Source organism: Methyloparacoccus murrellii (genome assembly GCF_054657115.1).
Genome location: NZ_BAAHXD010000015.1, coordinates 24,608 through 49,769, shown reverse-complemented (window position 1 = coordinate 49,769; position 25,162 = coordinate 24,608). Strand labels below are relative to the sequence as shown.

The window sequence follows — 25,162 nt, the reverse complement described above, 5'->3', positions numbered from 1 at the left end:
CACCGCCGCTCCGCGCCATTCGTCCTCAGTACACCGGCAGCGCCATGCTGCCGAACAGTTTCTCCCACTCCTGGGGATCCCGGATGGCCATGGCCCGATCCACTACGTCACGGGTGAGATGGGGTGCAAACAGCTGCATGAAATCGTAGAGGAAGGTGCGCAGGTACATGTCGCGGCGCAGGACGATCTTGGTCGTGCTCGGCTCGAACAGGTGCTTGGCCTCGATGGCCACCAGATCCGCGTCAACGACCGGATCGTAGGCCATGTGCGCCACGATGCCGACGCCAAGTCCCAGTCGCACGTAGGTCTTGATGACGTCGGCATCGACCGCCGTCAGCGCCAGCTGGGGCTGCAAACCGGCCTGATTGAAGGCCTGGTCCAGCTGCGAGCGGCCGGTGAAGCCGAAGGTGTAGGTGACGATCGGATAGTGGGCCAGGTCTTCCAGGGTCAGCGTTTCCAGCCGGGTCAGGGGATGCTCCCTGGGCACCAGCACGCTGCGGTTCCACTGGTAGCAGGGCAGCTTGACCAGGTTGTCGAACAGCTCGCTGGCCTCGGTCGCGATGGCGACGTCGACCAGTCCGCGCGAGGCCAGCTCGGCAATCTGCGCCGGCGTGCCCTGGTGGATGTGCAGCTCGATCCGCGGATAGCGCTCCATGAAGGCGCGGATCACCGGCGGCAGCGCGTAGCGCGCCTGGGTATGCGTGGTGGCGATGGCGAAGCGGCCGGCCCCCTGGTCCAGGTTTTCCTCGGCGATCTGGCGGATGTCCTGGACCCGCGCGAGGATATCGCCGGCCACCGCCACGATCGCCTTGCCGGCGGGCGTCAGGGCAACGAACTGCTTGCCGCTGCGGGAGAAGATCTCGAGGCCGAGCTCCTCCTCCAGCAGGCGGATCTGCTTGCTGATGCCCGGCTGCGAGGTATACAGGGATTCGGCGGTCGCAGACACATTGAGATTGTTGCGGGCCACTTCCCAGATGTAGCGGAGTTGCTGAAGCTTCATGGTCGACCTGCCGGCATGGGATCAGGGGGGCATGATAGTCCCATCTGCGGCCCTAGCCGGCTGCCGCGAGACGCGGTCCGGCGGCCGGCTCCGCCTCGCGCTCGTACCACTCGCCCTGCACGTACTCCGGCCGCAGCGCCGCCAGTCGCTGCGCCTCGCCGACGGTACGGATGTCGTCGATCAGGATCTGTCCGTCGGCACCGCGCACGGCGGCGAGCAGGGCCGCCAGCCGCCGCTGCCCGCCCGCGCCGGCATAGGCGTCGGCAAAGAAACGGGCGCTGAAGCGCACATGGTCGGGGGCGAAGCGGTGCAGCAGCTCGCGACGGAAGCGCTCGACGAACGTCTCGCCGACCTCGTCGGCAAACTTCAGGGCGGTCGCATAGCCGCGCTCGCGATAGCCGCGGAAGCGTTCCATCAGCAGCGGCAGCTGGCTCTGATAGGCGGCGCCCAGGCTCAGCCCGATGACGATGCGGCGCAGCGGCAGGCCGCACTGGTGGATGATGTCCTCGAAATAGGCGCCATGATCACGCTTAACCGCGAGCACATGGTGCGGATGCACATGCAGGAACAGGCTGCCGGCCGGGCGGTCCAGGACCAGGTAGTTCAGCATGTGCACCGTGCGGCTGAGCCGGTCGAGGCTGACGATGTCGGGCATCGCCCCGTTCAGGAACCGCTCCGTCGCGGCACCGACCGTGGCCAGCGTGAATCGCAGCGGGCCGGCATCGTGCCCGCTGACGACGGCGGGGTCATGGCCCAGCCGGATCGGCTTGAAATCGCTGGTGAAGCTCATGTCGCCGAAGCGTCCGTGGACCCGCTGCCCGTCGAAGCGCAGGGGCGGAAGGTCGAGGCCGTGATCGACGACCAGTTGCCGGTTGAGGTTGTGGATCAGATGCTCCAGGGGCATGTCGGTCTCCTGCGGTCAGCGGGCCGCGCCGTAAATCTGGTCGAAGATGCCGCCATCGGCGAAGAACTTCTTCTGCGCGGCGCTCCAGCTGCCAAACACCTCATCGAGGGTGAACAGCTGGATACCGCTGGCGAAATTTTCGGCATATTTGGCCTGGATCGCCTTGTCCCGTGGCCGGTAGTGATGCTTTGCGGCGATCGCCTGGCCTTCCGGGCTGTAGAGGTATTCCAGGTAAGCGGTGGCCACGGCCTTGGTGCCATGCCGCGCCGTGACAGCATCGACGATGGTCACCGGCGGTTCGGCCAGGATGCTGATGGAGGGAGCAACGATCTCGAACGTGTCGGCACCGTATTCCTTCAGGGCCAGGTAGGCTTCGTTCTCCCAGGTGATCAGCACGTCGCCGATTTCCCGCTCGGCGAAGGTGATGGTGGAACCCCGCGCGCCGCTGTCGAGCACCGGGGCATTCCGATAGATGCGGGTCACCAGATCGCGGGCGGCCGGCTCGCTGCCGAGCTTTTTCAGGCCGTAGCCCCAGGCAGCGAGGAAGTTCCAGCGGGCGCCGCCGGAGGTCTTGGGGTTGGGGGTGACCACCGCCACGCCGGGCTTGGCGAGATCGTCCCAGTCGTGGATCGCCAGCGGATTGCCCTTGCGCACCAGGAACACCATGGTCGAGGTGTAGGGCGCACTGTTGTGCGGCAGCCGCTCGTGCCAGCGCTCGGGTATCAGCTTGCCCTTCTCGTGCAGCTGATGCACGTCATAGTGCAGCGCCAGGGTGACGACATCGGCATCCAGGCCATCAATCACCGCCCGGGCCTGCTTGCCGCCGCCGCCGTGTGATTGCTTGACGGTGACGTCGTCGCCGGTTTTGGCCTTCCAGTACCTGGCGAAGGCCCGGTTGTATTCCTCGTAGAACTCGCGGGTCGGGTCGTAGGAGACGTTGAGCAGCTCGACGTGGTCGGCCCAGGCCGGATGCGCCAGCCAAGGCAGGGTGAGGACGAAGGCCACCAGGCCAGGCAGGACAATCAGGGGTAATCTGTTCATGATGCTCTCTTGATCGATCGGTCAGGAATGGTCGGGCGGCCCGTCGGGATTCCCCCGGCCGGGGCCGGGAGCTCTCCTTTACCGCCGGAGACGAGGGAAAACCGCTGGCGGGCACGCCTCAGAAGCCCAGCTGGACACGGGTCTGGAAAACCTTTTCGGTCTCCCGGTCGACGATCGCGCCAGTGGACCTGCCCTTGGGGTCGTAGGTGGTCGCGCCGCCGTCGAAGCTGGTCTGCGAGTAGTCGAACATCAGCTTGACGTTCGGGTTGAGCCACCAGTTGGCGCCCAGCGCCCAGGTCGTCGCGGCCGAGACCGAGCTGCGCGGATCGGCGAACGGGTAGATCGGACTCTTCGCCGTGCCGACGTTCTGGAATGTCGCGTTGTCGAAGTCGATCGGCGACCAGCGCGCGGCCAGCACCCACGAACCCCACTCCCCCTCGAAGGGATTGAAGCTGTGCCGTGGCTTGATGCCCTGGTTGAGGAACACGTTCTGGTCGCCGGTCAGGGCGTAATCGAGCGTCACGTTCCAGGCCTCGATGTTCTGGTTCATCGAATACTTGTTGTCGCTGCGGAAATCCTTGATCACCTGGTTGGCGATGTCCTGATTGGCCAGCGCGTACTCGCCCACCAGCTTGAACGGCCCCCAGATCCAGTAACCCTGCGGATAGAGCCGGTAGGCCGTGCCATCCGCCTTGGTCGCCGCGTTGTAGGTGAAGATGTTCTGCAAGCCGGGGCTCTGGAAGCTGGACAGGGCGACGTCGTTGGGATCGCCATAGGTACCCGCCATGCCGATGCCCAGCCCTTCCAGCGGCTCGATGCCGCTGTGGATGAAGGGGTGCGAGAAAATGCGGCCCTGGAAGTCCTTGGAGTCGTTGTTGTCCGAATACAGGCTGCCGTTGTTGCTGCTGCCGTTGTAAACACCGACCTGATAGCTGAAGAAATTGGGGTACATGTACATCGGGAAGTTGCCGGTCACCGTCATGTTGCGGCCGGTGGCGTTGAAGTCGCTGGGGTAGTCGGGCCGGTCGAACTCGCCGTGCAGCAGGAAGCCCATCTCGCGGTTGGGCGCCAGCTGGGTCGGGAACGCACGCTCCACGAAGCTCAGGTTGGTGGCGCTCTGCAAGCGCTCCAGGCTGACCGGGGCCTTCATGATGCCGGCGGCCAGGCTGGCCTCGCGGAAGTAGCGCAAGTCCACCAGGGCGTCGAAAATCTTGGGCGTGGTGGTGCCGGACGGTCCCGGCGCGAAGTCCGGCATGATGCGATAGTCGATGTACTTCCAGACCGTGCCCTCGATGATGGGACGGATGCGCCGCATGTAGAAGTTGTTCGGCAGGTTGGAGCCGTTGGTGTCGCTGGGCAGCCAGCGGTTGTCGTCGAAGTAGAAACTGGCGTCGGCCTGGATCAGGGCCCTGATGTACATGATGAAGTTCTCGTCCGAGGACACCACCTTGAGCCCCTGGCTGCCCAGCTCGACCACCTTGGGCAGCTTGCCCCATTTCTTGTCGGCCTCTTCCTTGTCGACCTCGTATTTCCGCTCCAGCAGCTTGACCTTCTGGTCGAGCTGCTGGAGCTGCCGGTCCTTGACCAGCGCGGTTTCGCCGCTGGCGGCAGGCTCCGCGGCGAGATAGCGTGCCTTATGCTCATGCGCGCCGGCCGGCGGGGCTTGTCTGCGCAGCCGGGTGTTCTCCGCCTCGGACTGTTCGAGACGATGCTCCAGCCGCTCGATGTGCTTTTCCAGTCGTTCGAAGCGTTCGCTGTCGGTCAGCGCCTGTGCCGACTGGGCGAGACCGAGCGTGAAAGACCCGGCTCCTGCGGCGATCCAATGTGCCCATCGCTGTTTTTTCATGTTGGCTCAGCCCCTTGATTCCCCGTGAAATGCCATGCCGCCCCGGTCTCCGGGACCCGGCGGGCGGCTCGTGGGAAAAGCCTAGCCAGCGAGAGGACGAATGAAAAAGAATATTTGGATCGATAGATATTTCTTTCCGGAATAAAAGCCTCATCCGGATCGGGCCGACCCGCGGGCCCGGTTCCGGCATAAGCAAATAACCACACGGTCTTTCCGCCGCGTCTCGCCGATGGCTACAGTGGTGGCCCATTCGACGACCACGAGGACGCGCGCCATGACCATCGGGGCAAGAAGACGGGGTGTATTGCCGGGATTTACCCTGACCCTGGGCTTCACGCTGCTGTACCTGAGCCTGATCGTGCTGATCCCGTTGTCGGCCACCTTCTTCAAGGCCGCCACGCTGGGCTGGGGCGGCTTCTGGGAGGCGATCACCCAGCCGCGGGTGCTGGCCTCCTATCGCCTGACGTTCGGGGCCGCGCTGGCGGGCGCCGCGATCAACGCGGTCTTCGGTCTGCTGGTGGCCTGGGTGCTGGTGCGCTACGAATTCGCCGGTAAGCGTCTGGTCGACGCCCTGGTCGACCTGCCGTTCGCCCTGCCCACCGCGGTGGCCGGCATCGCGCTGGCGACCCTCTACGCCAGCAAGGGCTGGATCGGTCAGCTGGCGGCGCCGCACGGCATCAAGATCGCCTACACGCCGCTCGGGATCGTCATCGCGCTGACCTTCATCGGCCTGCCATTCGTGGTCAGGACGGTGCAACCGGTGCTGGAGGATTTCGAGGCGGAGCTGGAGGAAGCTGCGGCCAGTCTCGGCGCCAGCCGCTGGCAGACCTTCACCCGCGTCATCCTGCCGACACTGGCGCCGGCCCTGCTGACCGGTTTCGCGCTCGCCTTTGCCCGCGCGGTCGGCGAGTACGGTTCGGTCATCTTCATCGCCGGCAACATCCCGATGGTGTCGGAAATCACGCCGCTGCTGATCATCACCAAGCTGGAGCAGTACGACTATGCCGGGGCCACGGCGCTGGCGGTGTCGATGCTGGTGGTGTCCTTCGGCCTGTTGCTGACCATCAATGCCCTGCAACGCTGGGCCCACCTGCGCCGGATCTGAGCCGGCGCGCCGTTCCTGACGCCCCTTGCCGCGAGGAAACCTCCATGTCGACCATCGCCATTGCTGCCGTCAACCGTCCCGCCCGGGCCGGCAACCCGGCCCGCGGCGAGCCTGCCTGGGTGCGCTGGACGCTGATCGCGCTGGCGCTGACCTTCCTGCTGGGGTTCCTGTTCCTGCCGCTGGCGGTGGTGTTCAGCCAGGCATTCAGCAAGGGCCTGGCGGTCTTCTGGTCGGCGCTGACCGAGGAGAATGCCCTCCTGGCGGCACGGCTGACGCTGATCACCGCGCTGATCGCGGTGCCGCTGAATCTGGTCTTCGGGGTAGCGGCGGCCTGGTGCATTGCCAAGTTCGAATTTCCCGGCAAGAGCCTGCTGATCACCCTGATCGATCTGCCGTTCTCGGTGTCGCCGGTGGTGTCGGGACTCATCTACGTGCTGCTGTTCGGCCTGCAGGGCTGGTTCGGCCCCTGGCTGCAGGCGCATGACATCAAGCTGATCTTCGCCGTGCCCGGCATCGTGCTGGCGACGATCTTCGTCACCTTCCCCTTCGTCGCGCGGGAGCTGATCCCGCTGATGCAGGCGCAGGGGACGGAGGAAGAGGAGGCGGCGCTGGTGCTGGGCGCTTCCGGCTGGCAGACCTTCCGCCATGTCACCCTGCCGAACATCCGCTGGGGGCTTCTCTATGGGGTGGTGCTGTGCAACGCCCGGGCCATGGGCGAATTCGGCGCGGTGTCGGTGGTCTCGGGCCACATCCGCGGGCTGACCAACACGCTACCGCTGCACGTCGAGATCCTCTACAACGAATACAACGCCGCGGCTGCCTTCGCCGTGGCCTCGCTGCTGGCCTGCCTGGCGCTGGTGACCCTGGCCGCCAAGCATTTCCTGGCCTGGCATCTGCGGCAGGATGCCTCCGACCTTGACCCACACGCCTGAATCCGCCATGAGCATCACGCTGCACAACATCCAGAAATCCTTCGGCCCGTTCCGGGCGCTGCGCGACATCCACCTGGAGATCGAGGGTGGCGAGCTGGTGGCCCTGCTGGGTCCCTCCGGCTGCGGCAAGACCACGCTGCTGCGCATCATCGCCGGGCTGGAAACGCCGGATGCCGGACAGGTGCTGTTCCACGGCGAGGACGCCACCGACCGCCATGTGCGCGAGCGGCAGGTGGGCTTCGTGTTCCAGCACTATGCGCTGTTCCGGCACATGACGGTGTTCGAGAACATCGCCTTCGGCCTGCGCGTGCGCCCCAGGGCCAGCCGCCCGGCCGAGGCCGAGATCCGCGAGCGGGTGCACCGGCTCCTGCAGCTGGTACAGCTGGACTGGCTGGCGGACCGCTACCCGCCGCAGCTGTCCGGCGGCCAGCGCCAGCGCATCGCCCTGGCCCGGGCGCTGGCGGTGGAACCCAAGGTGCTACTGCTGGACGAGCCGTTCGGCGCGCTCGACGCCAAGGTGCGCAAGGACCTGCGGCGCTGGCTGCGGCGGCTGCACGACGAGCTGCATGTCACCAGCGTGTTCGTGACCCACGATCAGGAGGAAGCACTGGAGGTGGCCGACCGGGTGGTGGTGCTGAATGCCGGCCGGATCGAGCAGATCGGCACGCCGGAGGCGGTCTACGACCATCCGGCGACACCGTTCGTCTACGAGTTCCTGGGCGATGTGAACCTGTTCCACGGCCGCGTCCACGACGGCCACGCCAGCCTGGGCGGGGCACGCATCCGGCTGGACGACGGTCCGCCGCAACTGGAGCGGGCGGCCTTCTATGCGCGACCGCACGAAATCGACATCCTGCGCGAGGCGCCGGACGCGGATGGTATCGCGGCCACGGTGCAGGACATCCGGCCGCTGGGCGCAACCGTCCGGGTCGAACTGGAGCGCCGCGACGGCCAGGGCATCGTCGAGGTGGAGCTGGCCCGGGATCGCCTGCGGCACCTCGAACTCAGGCGGGGCGAAGCCGTGTTCCTGAAACCTTGCCGGTTGCGGGTATTCGGGGAGCGGGAAGCCACCCGGCACTGAACGCGGGGGATCCCCGCCAGGAACGGACGCCCGGCGGCGGCGGGCGATGGACATCGCACCCGGGTGGGCGATAATCCTGCGGCCCGTCATCCGGCATCGCGGGAGCCTCGCGAGGACTACTGCCCTCCCGGGCAACCGGTCGCGTCCGCGGATGGCGGCTCTTCCCCCAATCACCCGGTCCCGCACCATGAAAAGACTGCTCCCAACCCTGTTGCTCGCCACGCTCGGCCTGACCGGCTGCGGCGAATCGTCCTCCACGACGGCCGCTTCCAGCGCCGCGGAAACCCGTATCACCGGCCTGGTGCTGGATGACGAAACGCCGGTGACCCAGGCCCGCATCGAGGCCGCCGACCGGAACGGCAAGGTCGTCGCCGGTACTGAACTCGGCGGCGATGCCCATTACCGCCTCGCGCTGCCCCCGGGCACCGCGTTTCCGGTGGTGCTGAGCGCCCGCATCGATGGCGCCGCGGAGCCCCTGAAGGCCGCCGTCACCAGCGATCTCGTCAGCGAGCAGGACATCAGCCCGGTCACGACGCTGGTGGTCAATACCGCCCTCAAGCTCGGCGGCCTGAGCGAGGCCAACCTCGCCAAGGCGGCCGGCGCGGCCATCTCGCAGCGCAAGAGTACCGGCGGCAGCGGCGGCTCGGCCGGCTTCAAGGGCGATCCCACCAAGCAGTACGGCGGCTGGCATTGACACCCGACGCCCCGCCGGTGGGTGCCTGTAGCCAGCACGGCCTCGGGCGGAACCCGGCGGGGCGGCAAGGCAGGGACACCTGGGCCGTGGACAGGCTCAGGCGGCGTTGCTGACCTCCATGTCCCAGCGCTTCATCGCCGCGATCACATCCTCGACATCCAGGTGCCGATCCTCGGCGATCGCCTGGATCGGCCAGCCGGCGGTCAGATATTTCTCCAGCACGGCAGGGGTCAGACCCTGGCGCTGTACACGGTAAACCCACTCGGGGCGTCCTGGGGCAGACATCGTTTCCTCCATGGTCTCGTTACGGATTCCGGCCGGACGGCCGGACCCTCGGATATGGAAGCGCCGGGGCCTTAATTCAACTCGTCCGTCCGATCCGGGAACTGGGCCGGGTCCAGGGGCACGCCATCGCGAAACCTCTGCAATACCCGGATGTAGGCATTGTCGGCCGCGGCCGGCTCGTTCAGGGTGTACATGCGATTCATGAAGTCGTTGTAACCCGGAACCTTGTCGGATGCCCCGGACAGGTCGAAGAAGCCCATCGACCAATCCCCGAAGGCTGCCGTTTGCGTCTGGCGGTCCAGGAACTGGAAGATGCAATGGTGACGCCGATCCCGCTTGATGTTCTCGAACAGCTGCCGCACCTCGGCTTCCTCGCCTTCCAGGAACTGCATGAATTCGCCCTGCTTGTACAGAAGGCAACCGGTGACGCCATGCGCGGCGTTGTCCCGGCGGCTCTGCGCCAGCAAGGCCAGCAAGTCGTCCTGGGAGAACGGTTCCACGGCGGCACTGACATAGGCGATGGTAAGCATGGGGCTCTCCTGGCGGGCAAGGGGTGGAGCGGATTGGTCCCGGTCACGCTCCATCTTAGGCCGGATTGCACGTTCCCGCAGCCCGGCCAGGGCAGGACGCCGCCCCGAGCCTGCCGCGGCGCGGCCGAAGCCGCGATCGATGCGCGATTCGCCCGCCAGCCGCGGAAGGCCATTAGAATGCGGGACATCGGCCGGCAGCTGCCGGCCAGGATCGCCCGTTTTCCAGACCGCCAAACGGAACAACACCCATGAATCCCAGCCTGACATCGATCAAGACCGCCCTGCTGCTTGCCGGGATCAGCCTGGCCATGCCAGCGCTTCCTGCCAGCGAATACGATGGCTACATCGGCAGCTGCCTGAATGCCTGGGGTGAGCATCCCTTCGGCAAGAACCCCCGCTACCGGACGCTGTCGTCTTCCGTCAAGGTGTTCGGCATCGGCCAGAACATCGACGACCTGACGCCAACCCGGAAACCCGAGCTGGTGCTGGTGGACACCGGTGTCAACGTCCTTGGCGGTTCGACCATGCAGCTGCTGAATCCGAACGGCTGGTACTGCTTCATCTCGAACGTCAACGTCCTCGGCGGACTGACCATCCGGACGCATTGCAAGGCGCATCTGGCCTCGTCGTCGAACGGCATGACGGTGCTGGGCGGCGACCCGTCCAACAAGAGCGTGACCGTGCTGGGCGCCACCAATGTCGAGGTGGTGGGATGCAAGTAGGCCGGATCGGCGGCCTGACGGCGCCCGGCATCGCGCGCGCCTACCTGGCCATGATCGCCTGGGCCGGGCTCGCCGGGGGCTGCGCCGCGACCGGCGGCACGGTTGCACCGACCCTTGAGCAGCTCCAGAGCCTGGATCGCCGGCCGGTCACCTACGAGGACGTGGTGCGGCAATTCGGCAAGCCCTATGCCGTCTGGCAGAGCGAGGACCGCAAGTACGCCGGTTACCGCATCGATCGCTACGGTTCGGCGCTGTCCGGCATCGACGGCAAGGGTTTCGTGCCCGGCATCGGTGGTTTCGTCGACACCTTCAAGATCGACGAACGGCCGGTCACGCTGATCTTCGAGCGCCAGACGGGCCGCTATCTGGGCTTCCGCCAGGCCACACCCGACAGGATGCCGGAAGAGCGCCAGCCACCGTGAGCCGCATCTTCGCTGCGCCCCTGCAAGGCCTCGCGGAAACCCGGCATACTGGCGGCACGCCCGGAAACCGCAATGCCGCCAGCCGGCAGGAGAAACCGTCATGACCACCTCCGACGACACGCAACCGCCCCGCGCGCGGCGCCGCCCGTCCCGGCCAGTACCGCCATCAGTAGCCAGTGCCGTCCGGCCGCCGGCTGTGCCGGCGCGCTTCCGCATCTTCATCATCGATGCCGGCTGGAAGTCGGCGGCGGCCCAGGTGTTGCGGGACAACTTCAGCATGATCCTGTCGTTCCAGCAGGGCGATCCGTTCTATGTGCTGACGCGCCAGCAATCCCAGCGCATCATCCGCAACAATCCCGTGCTGGTCGGCAAGGATCCGATCATCCTGGTCCGCGACCTGCATCAATCCTGCCAGCAAGGCGGCGAGGAATTCCACGGCTTCCACCTGAACCTGGGCCTGCTGCGCAAGCCGGAACAGGTGCTGAGCACCCTGCAGGAATTCCTGCACTTCCTCGTCACGCACCGGCACAGCGCCGACATCGAGCGCGACATTCGCGAAAAGCTGCATCGCGACGGCTTCGCCGGTACGCTGGAAGTCATCCGCGCCGGCGCCCAGGAAGCCCTCGGGGCGTGAGCCGGCCAACGGACCCGCCCTCATCATTTCCCCCTCACATCCGAGACCGGAGCGCTCCACATGGACGGCATATCCACCCTACTGACCACCACCCTGTCGGCCGTTGTCCTGGCCGTCATGGCCATCGAGATCAAACGCCGCCGCGAGAAATTGCGCGAGGTCTACGACGTGCTCGATCGCGACCACCGGCAGGTCGTGCTGGAGCTGGACGCCATGGTCGATTCCGGCGAACTGAAGCCGTTCGCCCTCTTCCATACGCTGCCGGCGGATACCCCCCCGGCCAGCTGAGCCGGTGGACCGGTCCGCACGCCGGCATCAGTGCGCCGGCGGACGCACCGAGAAATCGACGGTATCCAGCACCCGCCCATCGCTCCGGCGCCTGAGCTGCAAGCGATGCAGGCCGGGTGCCGGCAACCAGGCGATCTCGCCGCCGGCGGTGCCGACCGCCCGGCCGTCGAGAACAAACTCGGCTCCCTCGCCACCACTGGCCCTGAACGGCAGACGCTGATTCGCCGCCGGAATGTCCGGGTCCAGCGCAACGATGACGCCGTCCGGGGGTGACTCGATGACCCGGCCACGCGCGAAGCCGCCGTGGCGGATCACCGCCGCCTGGGTACCGGCCAGAAACCATTCCTGGCGGGCCGGTTCCACGGCGGGCTCGAAGCGCACCGCCTCCCGCACCACGCCATCCGGTGCTGACCGCACCGGCCCCTCGCCCTCCAGCCCGGCCATGATCGCCGCCCAGGCCGGCGCCGCACCGCTGATGCCGGAAACATCCCGCATGGCATCGCCCTCGAAATTGCCGACCCAGACACCGACCGTGTAGCGGGCGCCGAAACCGATGCACCAGTTGTCGCGCATGTCCTTGCTGGTGCCGGTCTTGACGGCGCTCCAGAAGCGCGTCGCCAGCGGACTGTCGAGACCGAAGGTGACGGCGCGGCTGGCATTGTCGGCGAGGATGTCGGCCACCAGGAAGGTTGCCGCTTCCTGCATCACCCGGCGCCGGCCTCCCGCGTCCGCCGCGCCCATGCGGAAGCGCGGCGGACTCCAGATACCGCGATTGGCCAAGGTGCGGTAGGCATTGACCTGCTCCAGCAGGCTGACGTCCGCCGATCCCAGCGCCAGCGAGAAGCCATAGTGCTCGCCACTTTCGGTCAGGCCGGCATAACCCAGCGCCACCAGCCGGTCACGGAAGGCCTCGACGCCGACCAGCACCAGCGTCCGCACCGCCGGCACGTTCAGCGAGGCCGACAGCGCGGTGCGGACGCTGACCGGGCCCTTGAAGGCATGGTCGTAATTCTGCGGGATATAGAGTCCGCTGGCGGTTTCCAGGTTGACCGGCGAATCGTCCAGGATCGAGGCCGGCGTCAGGTAGCGCCGCTCCAGCGCCAACCCGTAGAGGAAAGGCTTGAGCGTCGAGCCGGCCTGCCGCCGTGCGGCGGCACCATCCACCGCCGCCGCCGTCGACGCCGCCCCGGCCGAGCCGACATAGGCCAGCACCTCGCCGCTGGCATTGTCCATCACCAGCGCCGCGGCATCCCGCACGTTGCGGCCCGTCAGCCCGGCGAGCTGGCGTTCGAGCACCGACAGGACCCGCCGCTGGATGGCGGTATCCAGCGTCGTCACGACGTGGTCGCCGGGTTTTGCCAGCAGGCGACGGGCCAGCGCCGGCGCCAGCTCGACTTCGCGCAGCCCGGCGGCCGGCGGATGCGCCAGCGTCGCGGCCGCCAGCGCCTGCAAACGGGTGCATCGGCTGAGGAACCCGCCCTCGCGGGCAATGGCGCAGGCCCGCCTGCCGAGCCGGACAGGATCGGCGTTGGGTGCCGGCAACAGCGCCGCGAGCAGGATCGATTCGCTCTCGTCCAATCCCGAGGGATGCTTGCCGAACAGCGCCCGGGCGCTGGCGGCGATACCCTGCAGTTCGCCGCGAAAACCGACCCGGTTGAGATAGGCCTCGAGAATGTCCGCCTTGCGCCAGTGCCGCTCCAGCGCCAGGGCGTAAGCCGCCTGCCGCAGCTTCTGGCCAAGATCGCGACCGGCGCCCGGACGGCCGAGCGAGGGCTCCAGGAGACCGGCCAGCTGCATGGTCAGAGTGCTGGCGCCCCGCCGGCGGCCTTCGCGGAAATAGCCGCCCAGCGCACCCAGCAGCGCCCGGAGGTCCAGTCCGCCATGGCGCGGGAAGCGCCGGTCCTCGGCCAGCAGGATGGCCCGGATCAGGGCCGGCGACAGCTCGGCCAGGGGCGTCCAGGCGAGTCGCCGCACGCTGCTGTCCCGGCGCCGGCTCTGCAGCGGCTCGCCGTGCCGATCCAGCAGCCAGGCCTCCGAGGGAACCCAGGCGGCCCGCACCTCGGTGAAGGACGGCGGTGCGACGAACCGGCTGGCCAGCCAGAGCGTCGCGCCGGGCAGCACCAGCAGCCCCAGGATCAGGCCGGCGATGGCGCGCCACCGGCGCCTCACGGTGGCAGCACCGCCAGCGGCGCGTTGGGCGCATCGGCGAACATCTCCGGCGCGTACAGCGCTTCGACATGCGTGGGCGGCAGGACAAAGGTACCGGGATTGCTCAGCCGCACGGTGTACTCCACCGTCCAGCGCCCCTTCGGCACGAACGGATAGTAGGCGCGATAGGCATCCTGACGGCGCTCCTCCCAGGCCGGCCAGACCTGGCCCTCGCTGCGCTCGTCCCGGGTCAGCCGCGTCGATTCGCCGCCCAGACCCCGGCCGAGTATCGTGGCCCCGGCCGGTACCGGATCGTCGACCACCACCCAGGTGCTGTCGGATTGCGCCTCCAGTTCCAGCGTCACCCGCAGGGTATCGCCGCGCGTCCAGACGCCGGGCCTTTTCTGTTCCAGCGCGCGCAGGCTGCGCCTGACGCCGAAGCCCGAAAGCAGCGGCTCTGTCAGCGGCAGGGCCGCCTGCACCTGCACCACCGCCCAGGGTTTGCCAGTTCCCTGCTGATGCAGCCGCAGGACGGTCGGCTGCTCCGGCAACGGCCAGGCCAGACTGCCGCCACCCGCAGCGCCGCTCCAGTCCCAGCGCCGCAGTTCATCGCCCAGACGGGCCTCGGTCTGCCCGGTCACCGGTGCCGATTCGAATTTCGCGCCGAACCTTTCCATGGCCAGCACGCCCCAGGCATTGGCCGTGGTCATGTTCCAGCGCCCGTCCCGCTGGCGGCCCAGCGCGCCGCGCACCAGCTTCGGCAGTTCCGGCTGCCAGCCAGGCTGGTCGAGTGCCATGAGCAGCAGGCGCACGGCGTTCTGGTCGGGCGAGCGCATCAGCCAGCCCAGTCGGTCGCGATCTTCGGTGGAGAAACCCAGGGTGGTGCCGTGATAGGTCAGGCGGGTGCGCAGGATCTGCTCGGCCTCGGCCTGGCGGGTCGCGCGCCCGGGAATCGCCTCGACCCGCTGCAGAATGCCCAGCCAGTCGAGCAGGGCGGAGGTCGGCCAGTCGTTCGGGTCCAGCGTCAGGGAGTCGAGCAGTTCCGGCGAGGCCTCTCCGTGGCGGGCCAGGGCCTCGATGGCCGACAGCTTGCGCAGCGTGAGGTCGGGCACGCCGATGGCGGAAGCGCGGACCAGCCGGCCGCCGACGAACTTCTTCAGCCCCTCCAGCATGCGCTCGCGCGGCCGCTCCGGCAGCGGCCAGCCGGCCTCGTCGGCGATCGCCAGCACGTAACTGGTGAGGCTGTCGCTGCCCACCAAGCGGTCGCTGGGAAAGTACCGCAGCAGGCCGTCGGGATCGAGGGAAACGGACAACTGGTTCAGCACCTCGCCCCAGCGCGCCCGGTCGCGCAGGGCGACGGCCACCGAGACCTTCTGCTCCAGGCACGAATAGGGATAGTGGCGCATGTAGTCCGTTACCCCTGCCAGGGCGTCGCCCAAACGAGGGCTCAGCGCGACGCGGATACCACCACGCCCGGGCATGGCGCCCGCGGGCTGCTGCACCGGCAGGCGGCGCTCGCCAGCGAGCTGTTCCAGGGTCGCCTGCAGCGTGCGCACCGGCATGGCCGGCAGCACCGCCTGCCCGACCTTGAGCAGGTCGCTGCCCTGCCCGCCGCGATCAGTGGCACTGACGGACCAGTCCAGTCGCGAGACACCGGCCGGCACGCTCAGCGCGAAGACCGCCTCGCGGGCACCACCCGGCGGGATGTCGATGGCCAGCGGCGCTGGCACGGGCAGCACCGCCGCGCCGGCCGGCGTGGCGCTCACCCGGGCCTGGATCTGCGTGCTCATCGGCTGTTCGCCGGCATTCCTCACGGTGAAGATGGCGCTCAGGCGGTCGCCCTCGCGCACCACCGGCGGCAAGCCCGAGTCCAGCATCAGCGGCTGGCTGGTGCGGAACGTGCCACTGCCGGTACCGAAGCGACCCAGTCCACCCTGCGCCACCGCCACCACGCGGAAGGCGCTCAGCGAGTCGTTCAGCGGGATGTCGACATCGATGGCGTCGCGCCCGTTCAGCGGCAGACGCCCACGCCACAGCAGCAGGGTGTCGAACAGCTCGCGCGCTGCCTGTCGGCCGCCACCGCCACCGTGCGGGACCGCCTTGCGGCCATAGTGGCGCTTGCCGACCACCTGCATCTGCGCCGTGGCGGTATAGACCTCGATGGGCCGCGTCGCCATCATGCCGTCCAGCAGGCGCCAGGAGGGATTGGGCTTGAGCTCGAGCAGGGCCTCGTCCACCGCCGCCAGGGCCAGCTCGGTGTCGGCCGGCAGGGGCGCGCCGTCAGCAGATCCAACATGGACCCGCACGCGGGCCGTTTCGCGCGGCCGGTAGACATGGGCCGCCGGCTCCACGCGGACGTCCAGGCGGTGCGCCTGCCAGCCCACCCGGACCTCGGCGTTCCCCAGCCGGTAAGCCGGCTTGCCGAGATCGACCAGGGCGCTCGGCGGCGGCGCGGTCTCCGGCACGCCGGGCAGATGCAAGTGCTCGGCCAGCCGGGACCACCAGGCATCCTGCGCGGTCACCCGGCCACGCACGGCCAGTACCGACACATAGGCATTCGGTGCATGCTGACCGAGCATGGGCACCTCGACCGTTGGCGACTTGCCGTTGAGCGCGGTGACGAAATGTTCGGCCACCCCCTCGCGCTCGACCGTCACCAGGGCGGTCGCCTGGCGAAACGGCATCCGCACCTGGAAGCGGGCCGTCTCGCCGGGCTGGTATTCCTGACGCTCGGGGATCAGGTCGATGCGGTCCGTGGAACCGCCCTCGAACCAGGTATCGTCCTCGCCGGCAATCCAGAGACTGGTAGCGCTGCTTACCTCGTTGCCCTGCCGGTCGCGGGTCCGCGCCTGCAGCAGCACTTCCCCGGCGACACCGGGCCTGAGTTCGCACAGCAGCAAACCCTGGGTGTCGGTCCGGCCCTCGCAGCGGCTTTCCAGGCGCGTTACCTCGATGCGATTGTCATAGGCATAGAACCCGCCGATCAGCCGCTTGCGCCACGAATAGGTCTTGCGCGCGAACAGCGTCACCTCGACCGGCTGGCCGACAACCGGCTGCCCCTTCAGGTCCAGCGCCAGCGTGCGCAGCCGCACGCCGTCGGGGCTGGCGATCCAGCCATCGGTGCGGACCCCCAGATTGACGGTTGCCGGCCACAGCGGGATGCGCCGGGTCACCGCCTCGACCTCGCCATTGGCATCCTGGTAGTCCATCTCGACCAGCAGATCCTGGGCCCGGCCGTTGAGAGACGGCGCCTTGATGCGGGTGCGCGCGGCGCCCTGGGCGTCCAGCACCAGCGGCAGCACTTCCGCCGGCCGGCGCGTCGGACCGGCTTCCGGGACTTCGGCATCGTCCGTTGCACGGCTGATGCCCTCGCGTATGGTCTCGCCGCCGAAGGTGTAATCCTCGTAGCCCTTGAATTCGATGCCCCGCGGCTCGGCCAGGGTATGCAGCTTGACCGGCGCCTGCGCGGCGCCACCGCCGCTGAGATAGGCGAGATACAGGTCCAGTGGAATCTCGCCGGGATTGACCTGCTCCCCAGCCGGCGGCTGGATCACCGCTTTCATGGTCGGCAGGCGGAATTGTTCCACGTGGAACGCGCCGGACTCGAAGCGCTGGCCCTGATCGGCGCTGGTCAACGCGACCTGGTACAGGCCGAGGCGGGCATCGCGCGGAATCGCCCAGCTGGATTCGGCAACTCCCTGCGCGTCCATGGCAACCGGCAGGCGAACCTGCTGATCGCTGCCGGCGTGGGTGATTTCGACGAACGCCGGCCGGAAACCGGCGGGCAGGTCGAACCCCGACAGCGTGTGACGCCGCAGCACATGCTTCATGGATACGGTTTCGCCGGCGCGGAACAGCGGCCGGTCGAGGATGGTGTGGACGATCTCCGGCCCGAGGTAATCGCCCACGGTCAGGTTGAAGTCGCCGGGCTGGATGCCCCGGTTCCACGACGAAGCGGTAAAGCCGAGATCGTCGCCCAGCCGCGCACTGACGAACAGCGGGCTGGGGCTGCCCTCCCCGCAGGATTGGCCGGCGTGCGGCCTGCCGAGCACGCCGGCTTCGACCCGCGCCGTGCCATCCTGCCCGGTACGCCCCTGCCACAGCGTCCTGCCCGAGCAATAGTCACTGACCCGCAGTTCGGCATCGGCCACCGGTTCGGCCCGATCCAGGCTGGTCACCCAGACCAGTGAGCCCTCGCGCCCCCACTTGAAGTGGACGCCAAGGTTGGTCACCAGCGCGGCGGTGGCGACATAGCGGGTGCGCGAGTCACCCAGCAATGAGGCGCCAAGCCTGGGACTGGCCAGTTCGACGACATAGAAGCCCGGCCGGCCCAGCGGAATGCCGACCACCTCGAAGGCCTTCTCGCCCAGCGGCTTGGGCAGGGCGAATGCCGTGGGCCGGTCGTTCCCGGCAAACACGGAGACGGAACCCGTCTGCTCGCGCCAGGTCTCCGCATCGCCCGGCCCCGACGGCACCCATTCGCCGCGGGATTCACCGGCCTGCTTGACCCGCTCCAGCCAGCGGACGATATCGGCATCGGTCTCGCCGAGTCGCTGGAGCTGGCCGGGTACGCCCGCCACGGCCTGCTGCTGACCGGCGACTTGCGGCTCCAGGTTGCGCAACGTCACCGGCAGCACGCCACCCTCATGGGCTTCCAGGATGCCGAAAGCGCCGGAAAACTTGGCCAGCGGCGGGTATTCGTCCAGGGACACGGCCAGGGGAAAGCTGGCGGCGTTCTCGAGCGCGCGACCGGCATCATCGCGCAGGTCGGCCGGCAGCTGGAGCGTCAGTCGTGCCCGCTCCGGGAACGGACCCCGGAAGGTCAGCTCGCGCACCAGCGGCTGGGTGGCCGGGTCGATGGGATCGGCAGGATAGGCCTTGCCCGAGGCATCGAGCAGACGCACCGCCTTCAGCGGTGCGGCCGGTACCTCGGCGGTAAAGCGCAGCTCCAGTGGCAGCATGGGCAGGCAGGCCGCTTGCGGATTGACGCGCTGACAGCGCAACCGGGCGCTGAAGGCCGGCCGGGTCTTGAACGCCAGCACCCGGTCCTCGCGCGTCGCAAGCCCCGTGGCCGAGCGGATGTCCCGCCCCCACACCAGCCGGACGTCGGTGTCGGGCGGCAGGGTCCGGCGACAGCGCAGGGCCAGAAGGCCGGCTTCGGCCCGCCGCAATGCCGTTTCGTCCCACTGCATGGCCGCCTCGGGATCATCCGGCGACAGCAGGCTGTAATAGTCATACCCCAGTTCGCGTCGCTGCCGCAGCACAGCCTCGCGGGCCGCCGCGTCCAGCAGGTCGACGCCGATGCGCTCGCCCAGGCCCGTGACTTCGCACCAGGCATGCGCCGCGACCGATGTCGCATCAACCGGCGCGTCCACGGCCAGCAGGAAGGCCTGTTGCTCGTCGATCCGTTCGCTGCCCTCCTCCGGCAGACTGCCCTTCACCGCCGGACCGCCGGTATCGAAACGGAATTCCCGCTCGCCGAGCAGCAGCCGGCCGTCCAGCGCCTTGAGTCCGGAACCCAGCGTCAGCCGGCAGGCAATGCCGCCGGGCAGGTCGCGGTCGAAATCCAGCACCCAGGTGCGTGGATCGGCCCAGCGACCGGCCCCGCCTTCGGCGCAATCGCGCGCGAAGGGCGCCGGCAATCGCGGGTCGCCCAGCGCCACCATCGGCGCGGAGAAGCGGGCGACGACCTGGCGGATGCCCTTGACCGTGCCCTGCGGCGTGAAGGATTCGATCCGGACACCGGTATCCGCCGGAGATCCGGCATGAGCCAGCGATACGGCCAGCAACAGCGGCCAGAGGAGGAGCAGACGGCGCATGGCGCACCCTCGCGGTTGAAATGAAGGGAGCGCGTAGTATGGGGGAGCGTTCCGACCGCTGAAAAGCCTGCGGTCAGGAGCCACGCTGCCGGCATCCGGCCATGCCGGCAGGCTCAGACCGCCACGTCGGCGGCGATGTGCGGGTGCGGGTCGTAGCCGACGAGCTCGAAATCGTCGATGGTGTAGTCGAACAGGCTGGGCGGCCGGCGGCGGATGACGAGCCGGGGCCAGGGACGCGGCGCCCGGGCGATCTGCGTGCGGGCCTGCTCCTGGTGGTTGAGATACAGATGCACGTCACAGCCGAACCAGACGATGTCGCCCGGCAGGTAGCCGCACTGCTCGGCCAGAAGGTGTGTCAGCAGGGCAAGGTTGGCGATGTTCCAGCCGAGGCCCAGGTAGGCGTCGGCCGAACGCTGCATCAGCGCGGCGGAAAGCCGGCCGGTCGCGCTGGAGACGAAGAACTGGTAGGTCTTGTGGCAGGGTGGCAGGGCCATGGCGGCCAGTTCGCCGACATTCCAGCCCTCGAACAGCAGCCGGCGGGAGGTCGGGTCGCGCTTCAGGCCATCCACCAGCTCGGCAATCTGGTCGATCTCGCGACCATCGGCGGCGCGCCAGCGCCGCCACTGCCAACCGTAAACGGGGCCGAGATCGCCCCAGACCTGGGCGAATCCGGCGTCATCGAGGATGCGCCGCTCGAATGCCTCCTGACTGATGGCCTCGCCCGTGGCCTCACGGTAGCGCTTCAGCGGCCAGTCGGTCCAGATGCGCACGTTCTGCGCCAGCAGTTCGCGAATGTTGCGCCCCCCGCCCAGCATCCACAACATTTCCTTGAACGCCGTCTTCCAGAAGATGCGCTTGGTGGTGAATACCGGGAAGCCCTCCGCCAGATCGAAGCGCAGGGTCTGGCCGAACAGGGCCCGCGTGCCGACGCCGGTACGATCCTGGCGGAGGTCGCCCTGCGTCAGCAAGGTCTCCAGCAGGTCGAGATATTGCCGCTCGGGATGCGCCATCTCAGGTAGCGATCGGTTCCCGGCGCCAGTAGGCGTGCGCCAGGACGAGAAGGCCGACGAGGATCATCGGCAGGCTCAGCACCATGCCCATGGTCAGCCAGCCGAAGGCGAGATAGCCGATGTGGGCGTCCGGCAGGCGCACGAATTCGACCAGGAAACGGAAGACGCCATACAGGAGCAGAAACATGCCACTGACGGCGGTCCGCGGCGGCTGGCGACGGCGGTACCACTGCAGGATGACGAACAGCAGCACCCCCTCGAGGAAGGCTTCATAGAGCTGTGAAGGATGGCGTGGCTCCGGTCCGCCGGTGGGAAACACCATGGCCCAGGGCACATCGGCGGGTTTGCCCCAGAGTTCGCCGTTGATGAAATTGCCGATGCGGCCGGTGAACAGACCCAGCGGCACATAGGGGCCGATGAAGTCGGTCACATCGGCGAAACGGCAACCCACCTGCCGCGCAAAGACCCACATGCCGGCGAAGGCACCCAGCATCCCGCCATGAAAGGACATGCCGCCCTCCCAGACCCGGGCGATCATCATGGGGTCATGGAGAAAGGCCGAAAAATTGTAGAACAGGATGTAGCCGAGCCGCCCGCCCAGCATCAGCCCGATCGCGCAGTAGAAAATCAGGTCCTCGATCTGCTTGGCACTCCAGGGGAAGCCCGGCTGACGGGCGCGCTGGCGAGCCATGAGCCAGGCGGCACCAATGCCGATGATGTACATCAGGCCATACCAATGAACCTTCAACGGCCCGATGCTGACGGCCACAGGGTCTATATTCGGATAGGGCAACATGGCTGAAATCGTGGGGAAGAATTGCGGGTATCGAGGTGGCGGACGGCGGATCGGGCCACGCGGCACACAACCCGGCGCGGGCGCTATTGTAGGTTCCGGAGAAGAAGATAATGTGACCGGCCCGCCCATTCCGGCGGCCGGAAACTATAGCATGGCTGGCCGCCTGCCCTGGCGCCACAATCCCCTTCCAAAGGTTGCCTAGTCTTGCCGCCTTACGCACAATGCCCTCATCCATGGCGCCCCCGGCAACCGCGGCGGCGCCGACGACAAGGAGAACCCCACATGGCAGGATTACGCGATCAGCTCCTCAAGTCGGGACTGGTCAACGAAAAACAGGTCAAGAAGGCCCAGCGCGAGAAACACAAGGAACAGCGCGCGCCGCACGGCAAGCCCGTCGCCAGCGAACAACAGCAGAGCCTGCAGCAACGCCAGGCGGAGAAACAGGAGCGGGACCGCCAGCTCAACCAGCAGCGGCGCGAAGAGAGCGAACGCCGGGCCCTGGCAGCCCAGGCCAGGCAGCTGATCGAAGCCCACCGACTGGCCCGCATCGAGGGTGAGCTGCCGTTCCATTTCAACGACGGCGGCAAGGTCAAGAGGCTGCTGCTGGACAGCCGCACCCGCGATCAGCTGGCCAATGGCCTGCTGGCCATCGTCAGGCTCGATGCAGGCTATGAAATGGTTCCACGTGAAACAGCGGAGAAAATCCGTCAGCGCGATCCGGCGGCACTCGTCCTGCTCAACGAGCCGACCGCCCGGGATCATCAGCCCGCCGCCGATGACCCCTACGCGGCCTACCAGATTCCGGACGACCTGGTCTGGTAAGCATCCCCATCCCCACCTTCCGCATCACCCGAGGATTGCATGCCCCTATCCCTGTTCTCCCGTTACGAGATCGGTCCCTACACGCTCAAGAACCGCATGGTGATGGCGCCGCTGACCCGCTCCCGCAGCAAACAGCCCGGCAACATCCCCACGCGCCTCAATGCCTTCTACTATGCCCAGCGGGCCGGGGCTGGCCTGATCGTTACCGAAGCCACGCAGATTTCCCCACAGGGCCAGGGCTATGCCTGGACACCGGGCATCCACACGCCGGAGCAGGTCGAGGGCTGGCGCCTGGTCGCCGAGGCCGTGCACGACGCCGACGGCCTGATCTTCATGCAGCTCTGGCATGTCGGCCGCATCTCCCACCCGGCCCTGCAACCCAAGGGCGCGCTGCCGGTGGCGCCATCAGCCATCGCGCCCAGCGGCAGGGCCTTCATCACCAATGTCCTGGGCGAGCCGGAATTCGTGCCTTTCGTCACGCCCCGCGCCCTGGAAACGGGAGAGCTGCCCGAGATCGTCCGGCAGTATGCGCAGGCGGCCAGGAACGCGCTTTTGGCCGGGCTGGATGGCGTCGAGATACATGCCGCCAACGGCTACCTGCTCGACCAGTTCCTGAATTCCAGCACCAACCGGCGTGGCGATGCCTATGGCGGCCCGGCCGCGAACCGGGCCCGCCTGCTGCTGGAAGTGGTCGACGCCGTGATCCAGGCCTGCGGCTCCGGCCGGGTCGGCGTGCGCCTGTCGCCGCTGGGTACCTTCAACGACATGGGCGACGAGGATCCGGAAAGCCTGTTCGGCCATGTCGCCGAACAGCTCGACCGGCGTGACCTGGCGTACCTGCACGTGGTCGACCCCAGCCATGGCGGCCATCAGGCCGGCGACAGCGCCGATCCGCGTGGCGTCGCCCTGATGAGCCTGATCCGCGCGCGGTACACGGGCACCCTGGTGGTCTGTGGCGGCTACACGCGCGCGCGGGCCGAAGCCACCCTGCAAGCAGGCCAGGCCGACCTCGTCGCCTTCGGCCGTCCGTTCCTCGCCAACCCCGATCTGCCGGAGCGTTTCCGCGCCCAGACGGAACTGAACACGCCGGACGAGGCGACCTTCTATGGCGGCGGCGTGCACGGCTACGTCGACTACCCGACGCTCAAGCAGCTGCATGGCGAGGAGGGCCTGCCCGATTTCAGCGTGCTGGAAGGCGCCTGAGCGGCATGAAGATCGCCCTGATCGTCGCCATGGGCGAGAACCGCGTCATCGGTATCGACAACCGCATACCCTGGCACCTTTCCGCCGATCTCCAGCGGTTCCGCCGTATCACCCTGGGCAAGCCGATCCTGATGGGGCGCCGCACACATGAGTCGATCGGCCGGCCATTGCCAGGGCGGCGAAACTTGGTACTGAGTGCCGACACCGGCTATCGGGCCGAGGGCTGCGAGGTCTTTCACCGTTTGGAACAGGCGCTGGCGGCGGCCGCCGATGCCCCGGAGCTGATGGTGGCCGGCGGCGCGGCGCTCTACCACGCCTGCCTGCCCCGGGCCGAACGGCTTTACCTGACGCTCATCCACCAGTCCTTCGACGGCGATACCTTCTTTCCCGAGATTGACTGGTCGGCATGGTGCGAGATCGCCCGCGAGGATGTGGATCGGGACGAGCAGAGCGGCCTGCGCTACAGCTTCGTGGATTACCAGCGGAAACCGCGAATCGGCGGAACCTGAGCGGGGCCGTCAGCCCGCACCACCGGTAACGAACGGCCCCCGTGGGCAGCCTAAATGGGGGACCGGTCGAATCTGCGCCACTCGCCCGATTTCCCGCCCGATTTTTCCAGCAGACGGATGTCCTGCATGGTCATGCTGCGATCCATGGCCTTGCACATGTCGTAAATGGTCAGCAGGGCCACCTGCACGGCGGTGAGCGCCTCCATCTCGACGCCAGTCTGGCCGCTGGTCCTGACCGTGGCGGTGACGCGCACCTGATGATGGCCGGACTCGGGCTCCAGCCGCAGGCCGACATGGGTCAGTGCCAGCGGATGGCAGAGCGGGATCAGGTCGGCGGTCCTCTTGCTGGCCATGATGCCGGCGATGCGGGCGATACCGAGCACGTCGCCCTTCCTGTGCGTCCCGGCCACGATCATGGCCAGGGTATCCGGCTCCATCCTGATGACCCCCTCGGCCACGGCCGTGCGCTGCGTGACGGCCTTGGCACCGACATCCACCATGTGTGCCGCACCGGATTCATCGAAATGGGTGAACTGCTTCATGCGGAAAAGCCCTGTAGTGATACGTGACCAGCCTTATTATAGGGGCCCTGCAAACCCCGCCGGGAGTTCCACATGAGCCAGGCCATGGCCCAACTCTTCCAGCGCATCACCACTGGCGTGCACGTGATCGGCGTTGCCGACGCCATCAGGCCGAGTGCCTTTACCGCCGCCTGGGTGATGCCGGTCTCGTTCCAGCCATTGCTGATGGCCCTGAGCGTCAATCCCGATCATGCCTCCTATGTGCTGCTCAAGGCGGGCGGGCATTTCACCGTGAACGTGCTGGGCAAGTCCCAACTGGCACTTGCCGCGCACTTCGGCACGCCGGGCCGAATGGACAAGCTGGCCGGCCACGCCTGGCATCCGGGCAGAAGCGGCGCCCCGCTGCTGGATGATGCCCTGGCGCTGTTCGAATGTTCGGTGACGGCCGAGCTACCGGCCGGAGACCATGTGCTGACGCTGGGTCGGGTACTGTGGGGCGAGCTGCGCGATCCGTCGATGGAGCCGCTGATCTATCGTGATACCGGCAATCTGGATGGCGCCGCCGCCATCTTCCCGGACGATTTCGAGTAGCAGGACGCCGGCAGGAAAAAACTGTCGCCGAGGCTGGTGCGAGGGTTCGAAGGCCGCTCAGGATGGCCCGTGAGGCGGGCAAAAAAAGGCCCCGCAAGCGGGGCCATTCAGAAAAGGACGCTCTGTGTCCGTAAATAAGCGGGTGGGTTATCAGTCATCGTTACGGACCTTGTTGGCAACGCGTTGATCCGGAAGATCGACCGTCGCCACCGCGGCGATGAGTATGCTGGCCAGTACGAAGATTTCCATTTGCTTGTCC

At 67.6% G+C, this 25,162-nt stretch carries 23 protein-coding genes; 12 read left to right on the top strand and 11 right to left on the bottom strand.

Annotated features, from left to right (window positions below; translation table 11 throughout):
* Positions 1-25 precede the first annotated feature (25 nt).
* From cysB to ACYQ1H_RS06310, 4 genes are all read right to left on the bottom strand, one after another.
* On the bottom strand, positions 26-1,000 hold the full coding sequence (gene cysB / locus ACYQ1H_RS06325) for an HTH-type transcriptional regulator CysB (RefSeq protein ID WP_460027197.1): 975 nt from the start codon (positions 998-1,000) through the stop codon (positions 26-28).
* A gap of 52 nt (positions 1,001-1,052) precedes the next feature.
* Positions 1,053-1,904 carry an EAL domain-containing protein gene (locus tag ACYQ1H_RS06320; RefSeq protein ID WP_460027196.1) on the bottom strand — a complete coding sequence of 284 codons (852 nt, stop codon included), beginning with the start codon at positions 1,902-1,904 and terminating at the stop codon, positions 1,053-1,055.
* 15 nt (positions 1,905-1,919) lie between these two features.
* Entirely contained in the window at positions 1,920-2,945 is a 1,026-nt protein-coding gene (locus tag ACYQ1H_RS06315) for a sulfate ABC transporter substrate-binding protein (protein ID WP_460027195.1), read from the bottom strand.
* A gap of 118 nt (positions 2,946-3,063) precedes the next feature.
* Positions 3,064-4,791 carry a porin gene (locus tag ACYQ1H_RS06310; RefSeq protein WP_460027194.1) on the bottom strand — a complete coding sequence of 576 codons (1,728 nt, stop codon included), beginning with the start codon at positions 4,789-4,791 and terminating at the stop codon, positions 3,064-3,066.
* Positions 4,792-5,065: 274 nt separating this feature from the next.
* On the opposite strand from ACYQ1H_RS06310, the gene cysT reads away from it, so the two are divergent.
* From cysT to ACYQ1H_RS06290, 4 genes are all read left to right on the top strand, one after another.
* Positions 5,066-5,896: a sulfate ABC transporter permease subunit CysT gene (cysT, locus tag ACYQ1H_RS06305; RefSeq protein WP_460027193.1), complete on the top strand. Its 831-nt coding sequence runs from the start codon at positions 5,066-5,068 to the stop codon at positions 5,894-5,896.
* A 44-nt stretch (positions 5,897-5,940) separates the two neighbouring features.
* Positions 5,941-6,828, top strand: a complete 888-nt coding sequence (gene cysW, locus ACYQ1H_RS06300) for a sulfate ABC transporter permease subunit CysW (protein ID WP_460027192.1) — start codon at positions 5,941-5,943, stop codon at positions 6,826-6,828.
* Between the two features lie 7 nt (positions 6,829-6,835).
* Positions 6,836-7,909, top strand: coding sequence for a sulfate/molybdate ABC transporter ATP-binding protein (locus ACYQ1H_RS06295; RefSeq protein ID WP_460027191.1), 1,074 nt, complete (start codon positions 6,836-6,838; stop codon positions 7,907-7,909).
* A 187-nt stretch (positions 7,910-8,096) separates the two neighbouring features.
* On the top strand, positions 8,097-8,603 hold the full coding sequence (locus ACYQ1H_RS06290) for a hypothetical protein (protein ID WP_460027190.1): 507 nt from the start codon (positions 8,097-8,099) through the stop codon (positions 8,601-8,603).
* Between the two features lie 96 nt (positions 8,604-8,699).
* On the opposite strand, the gene ACYQ1H_RS06285 is transcribed toward ACYQ1H_RS06290, so the two are convergent.
* On the bottom strand, positions 8,700-8,888 hold the full coding sequence (locus ACYQ1H_RS06285) for a hypothetical protein (RefSeq protein ID WP_460027189.1): 189 nt from the start codon (positions 8,886-8,888) through the stop codon (positions 8,700-8,702).
* A 71-nt stretch (positions 8,889-8,959) separates the two neighbouring features.
* The gene (locus ACYQ1H_RS06280; RefSeq protein ID WP_460027188.1) at positions 8,960-9,418 is read right to left on the bottom strand and encodes a BLUF domain-containing protein; all 459 of its coding nucleotides are present in this window, start codon (positions 9,416-9,418) and stop codon (positions 8,960-8,962) included.
* A gap of 248 nt (positions 9,419-9,666) precedes the next feature.
* Between ACYQ1H_RS06280 and ACYQ1H_RS06275 the strand changes: the two genes are divergently transcribed.
* From ACYQ1H_RS06275 to ACYQ1H_RS06260, 4 genes are all read left to right on the top strand, one after another.
* Entirely contained in the window at positions 9,667-10,140 is a 474-nt protein-coding gene (locus ACYQ1H_RS06275) for a hypothetical protein (RefSeq protein WP_460027187.1), read from the top strand.
* A complete protein-coding gene (locus tag ACYQ1H_RS06270) occupies positions 10,131-10,562 on the top strand; it encodes a hypothetical protein (protein ID WP_460027186.1) in 432 nt (143 codons plus the stop codon). Before ACYQ1H_RS06275 ends, ACYQ1H_RS06270 begins: the two co-directional genes overlap by 10 nt.
* A 100-nt stretch (positions 10,563-10,662) precedes the next feature.
* A complete protein-coding gene (locus ACYQ1H_RS06265) occupies positions 10,663-11,196 on the top strand; it encodes a hypothetical protein (protein ID WP_460027185.1) in 534 nt (177 codons plus the stop codon).
* Between the two features lie 60 nt (positions 11,197-11,256).
* Entirely contained in the window at positions 11,257-11,484 is a 228-nt protein-coding gene (locus ACYQ1H_RS06260) for a hypothetical protein (RefSeq protein WP_460027184.1), read from the top strand.
* Between the two features lie 27 nt (positions 11,485-11,511).
* Here the strand turns inward: ACYQ1H_RS06260 and pbpC are convergent, their stop codons facing one another.
* From pbpC to lgt, 4 genes are all read right to left on the bottom strand, one after another.
* The gene (pbpC, locus tag ACYQ1H_RS06255) at positions 11,512-13,653 is read right to left on the bottom strand and encodes a penicillin-binding protein 1C (RefSeq protein ID WP_460027183.1); all 2,142 of its coding nucleotides are present in this window, start codon (positions 13,651-13,653) and stop codon (positions 11,512-11,514) included.
* A complete protein-coding gene (locus tag ACYQ1H_RS06250) occupies positions 13,650-19,451 on the bottom strand; it encodes an alpha-2-macroglobulin family protein (RefSeq protein ID WP_460027182.1) in 5,802 nt (1,933 codons plus the stop codon). The genes pbpC and ACYQ1H_RS06250 overlap by 4 nt, the downstream gene beginning before the upstream one ends.
* 113 nt (positions 19,452-19,564) lie before the next feature.
* Positions 19,565-20,461: a thymidylate synthase gene (locus ACYQ1H_RS06245; RefSeq protein ID WP_460027181.1), complete on the bottom strand. Its 897-nt coding sequence runs from the start codon at positions 20,459-20,461 to the stop codon at positions 19,565-19,567.
* Position 20,462: 1 nt separating this feature from the next.
* Positions 20,463-21,257 carry a prolipoprotein diacylglyceryl transferase gene (lgt, locus tag ACYQ1H_RS06240; RefSeq protein ID WP_460027180.1) on the bottom strand — a complete coding sequence of 265 codons (795 nt, stop codon included), beginning with the start codon at positions 21,255-21,257 and terminating at the stop codon, positions 20,463-20,465.
* A gap of 282 nt (positions 21,258-21,539) precedes the next feature.
* On the opposite strand from lgt, the gene ACYQ1H_RS06235 reads away from it, so the two are divergent.
* The 3 genes from ACYQ1H_RS06235 to ACYQ1H_RS06225 are packed head-to-tail and all read left to right on the top strand — an operon-like array spanning position 21,540 to position 23,791.
* Positions 21,540-22,079 (top strand): DUF2058 domain-containing protein, encoded by a 540-nt coding sequence (locus tag ACYQ1H_RS06235; RefSeq protein ID WP_460027179.1) that lies wholly within the window; start codon positions 21,540-21,542, stop codon positions 22,077-22,079.
* Between the two features lie 39 nt (positions 22,080-22,118).
* The gene (locus tag ACYQ1H_RS06230; RefSeq protein ID WP_460027178.1) at positions 22,119-23,282 is read left to right on the top strand and encodes an alkene reductase; all 1,164 of its coding nucleotides are present in this window, start codon (positions 22,119-22,121) and stop codon (positions 23,280-23,282) included.
* A gap of 5 nt (positions 23,283-23,287) precedes the next feature.
* Positions 23,288-23,791 carry a dihydrofolate reductase gene (locus ACYQ1H_RS06225; protein ID WP_460027177.1) on the top strand — a complete coding sequence of 168 codons (504 nt, stop codon included), beginning with the start codon at positions 23,288-23,290 and terminating at the stop codon, positions 23,789-23,791.
* Positions 23,792-23,841: 50 nt separating this feature from the next.
* Here ACYQ1H_RS06225 and moaC read toward each other — a convergent pair whose 3' ends face one another.
* Positions 23,842-24,333 (bottom strand): cyclic pyranopterin monophosphate synthase MoaC, encoded by a 492-nt coding sequence (gene moaC / locus ACYQ1H_RS06220; protein WP_460027176.1) that lies wholly within the window; start codon positions 24,331-24,333, stop codon positions 23,842-23,844.
* Positions 24,334-24,405: 72 nt separating this feature from the next.
* Here moaC and ACYQ1H_RS06215 point away from each other — a divergent pair, with 72 nt between their 5' ends.
* Entirely contained in the window at positions 24,406-24,903 is a 498-nt protein-coding gene (locus ACYQ1H_RS06215) for a flavin reductase family protein (protein ID WP_460027175.1), read from the top strand.
* The last annotated feature ends 259 nt before the right edge of the window (positions 24,904-25,162 follow it).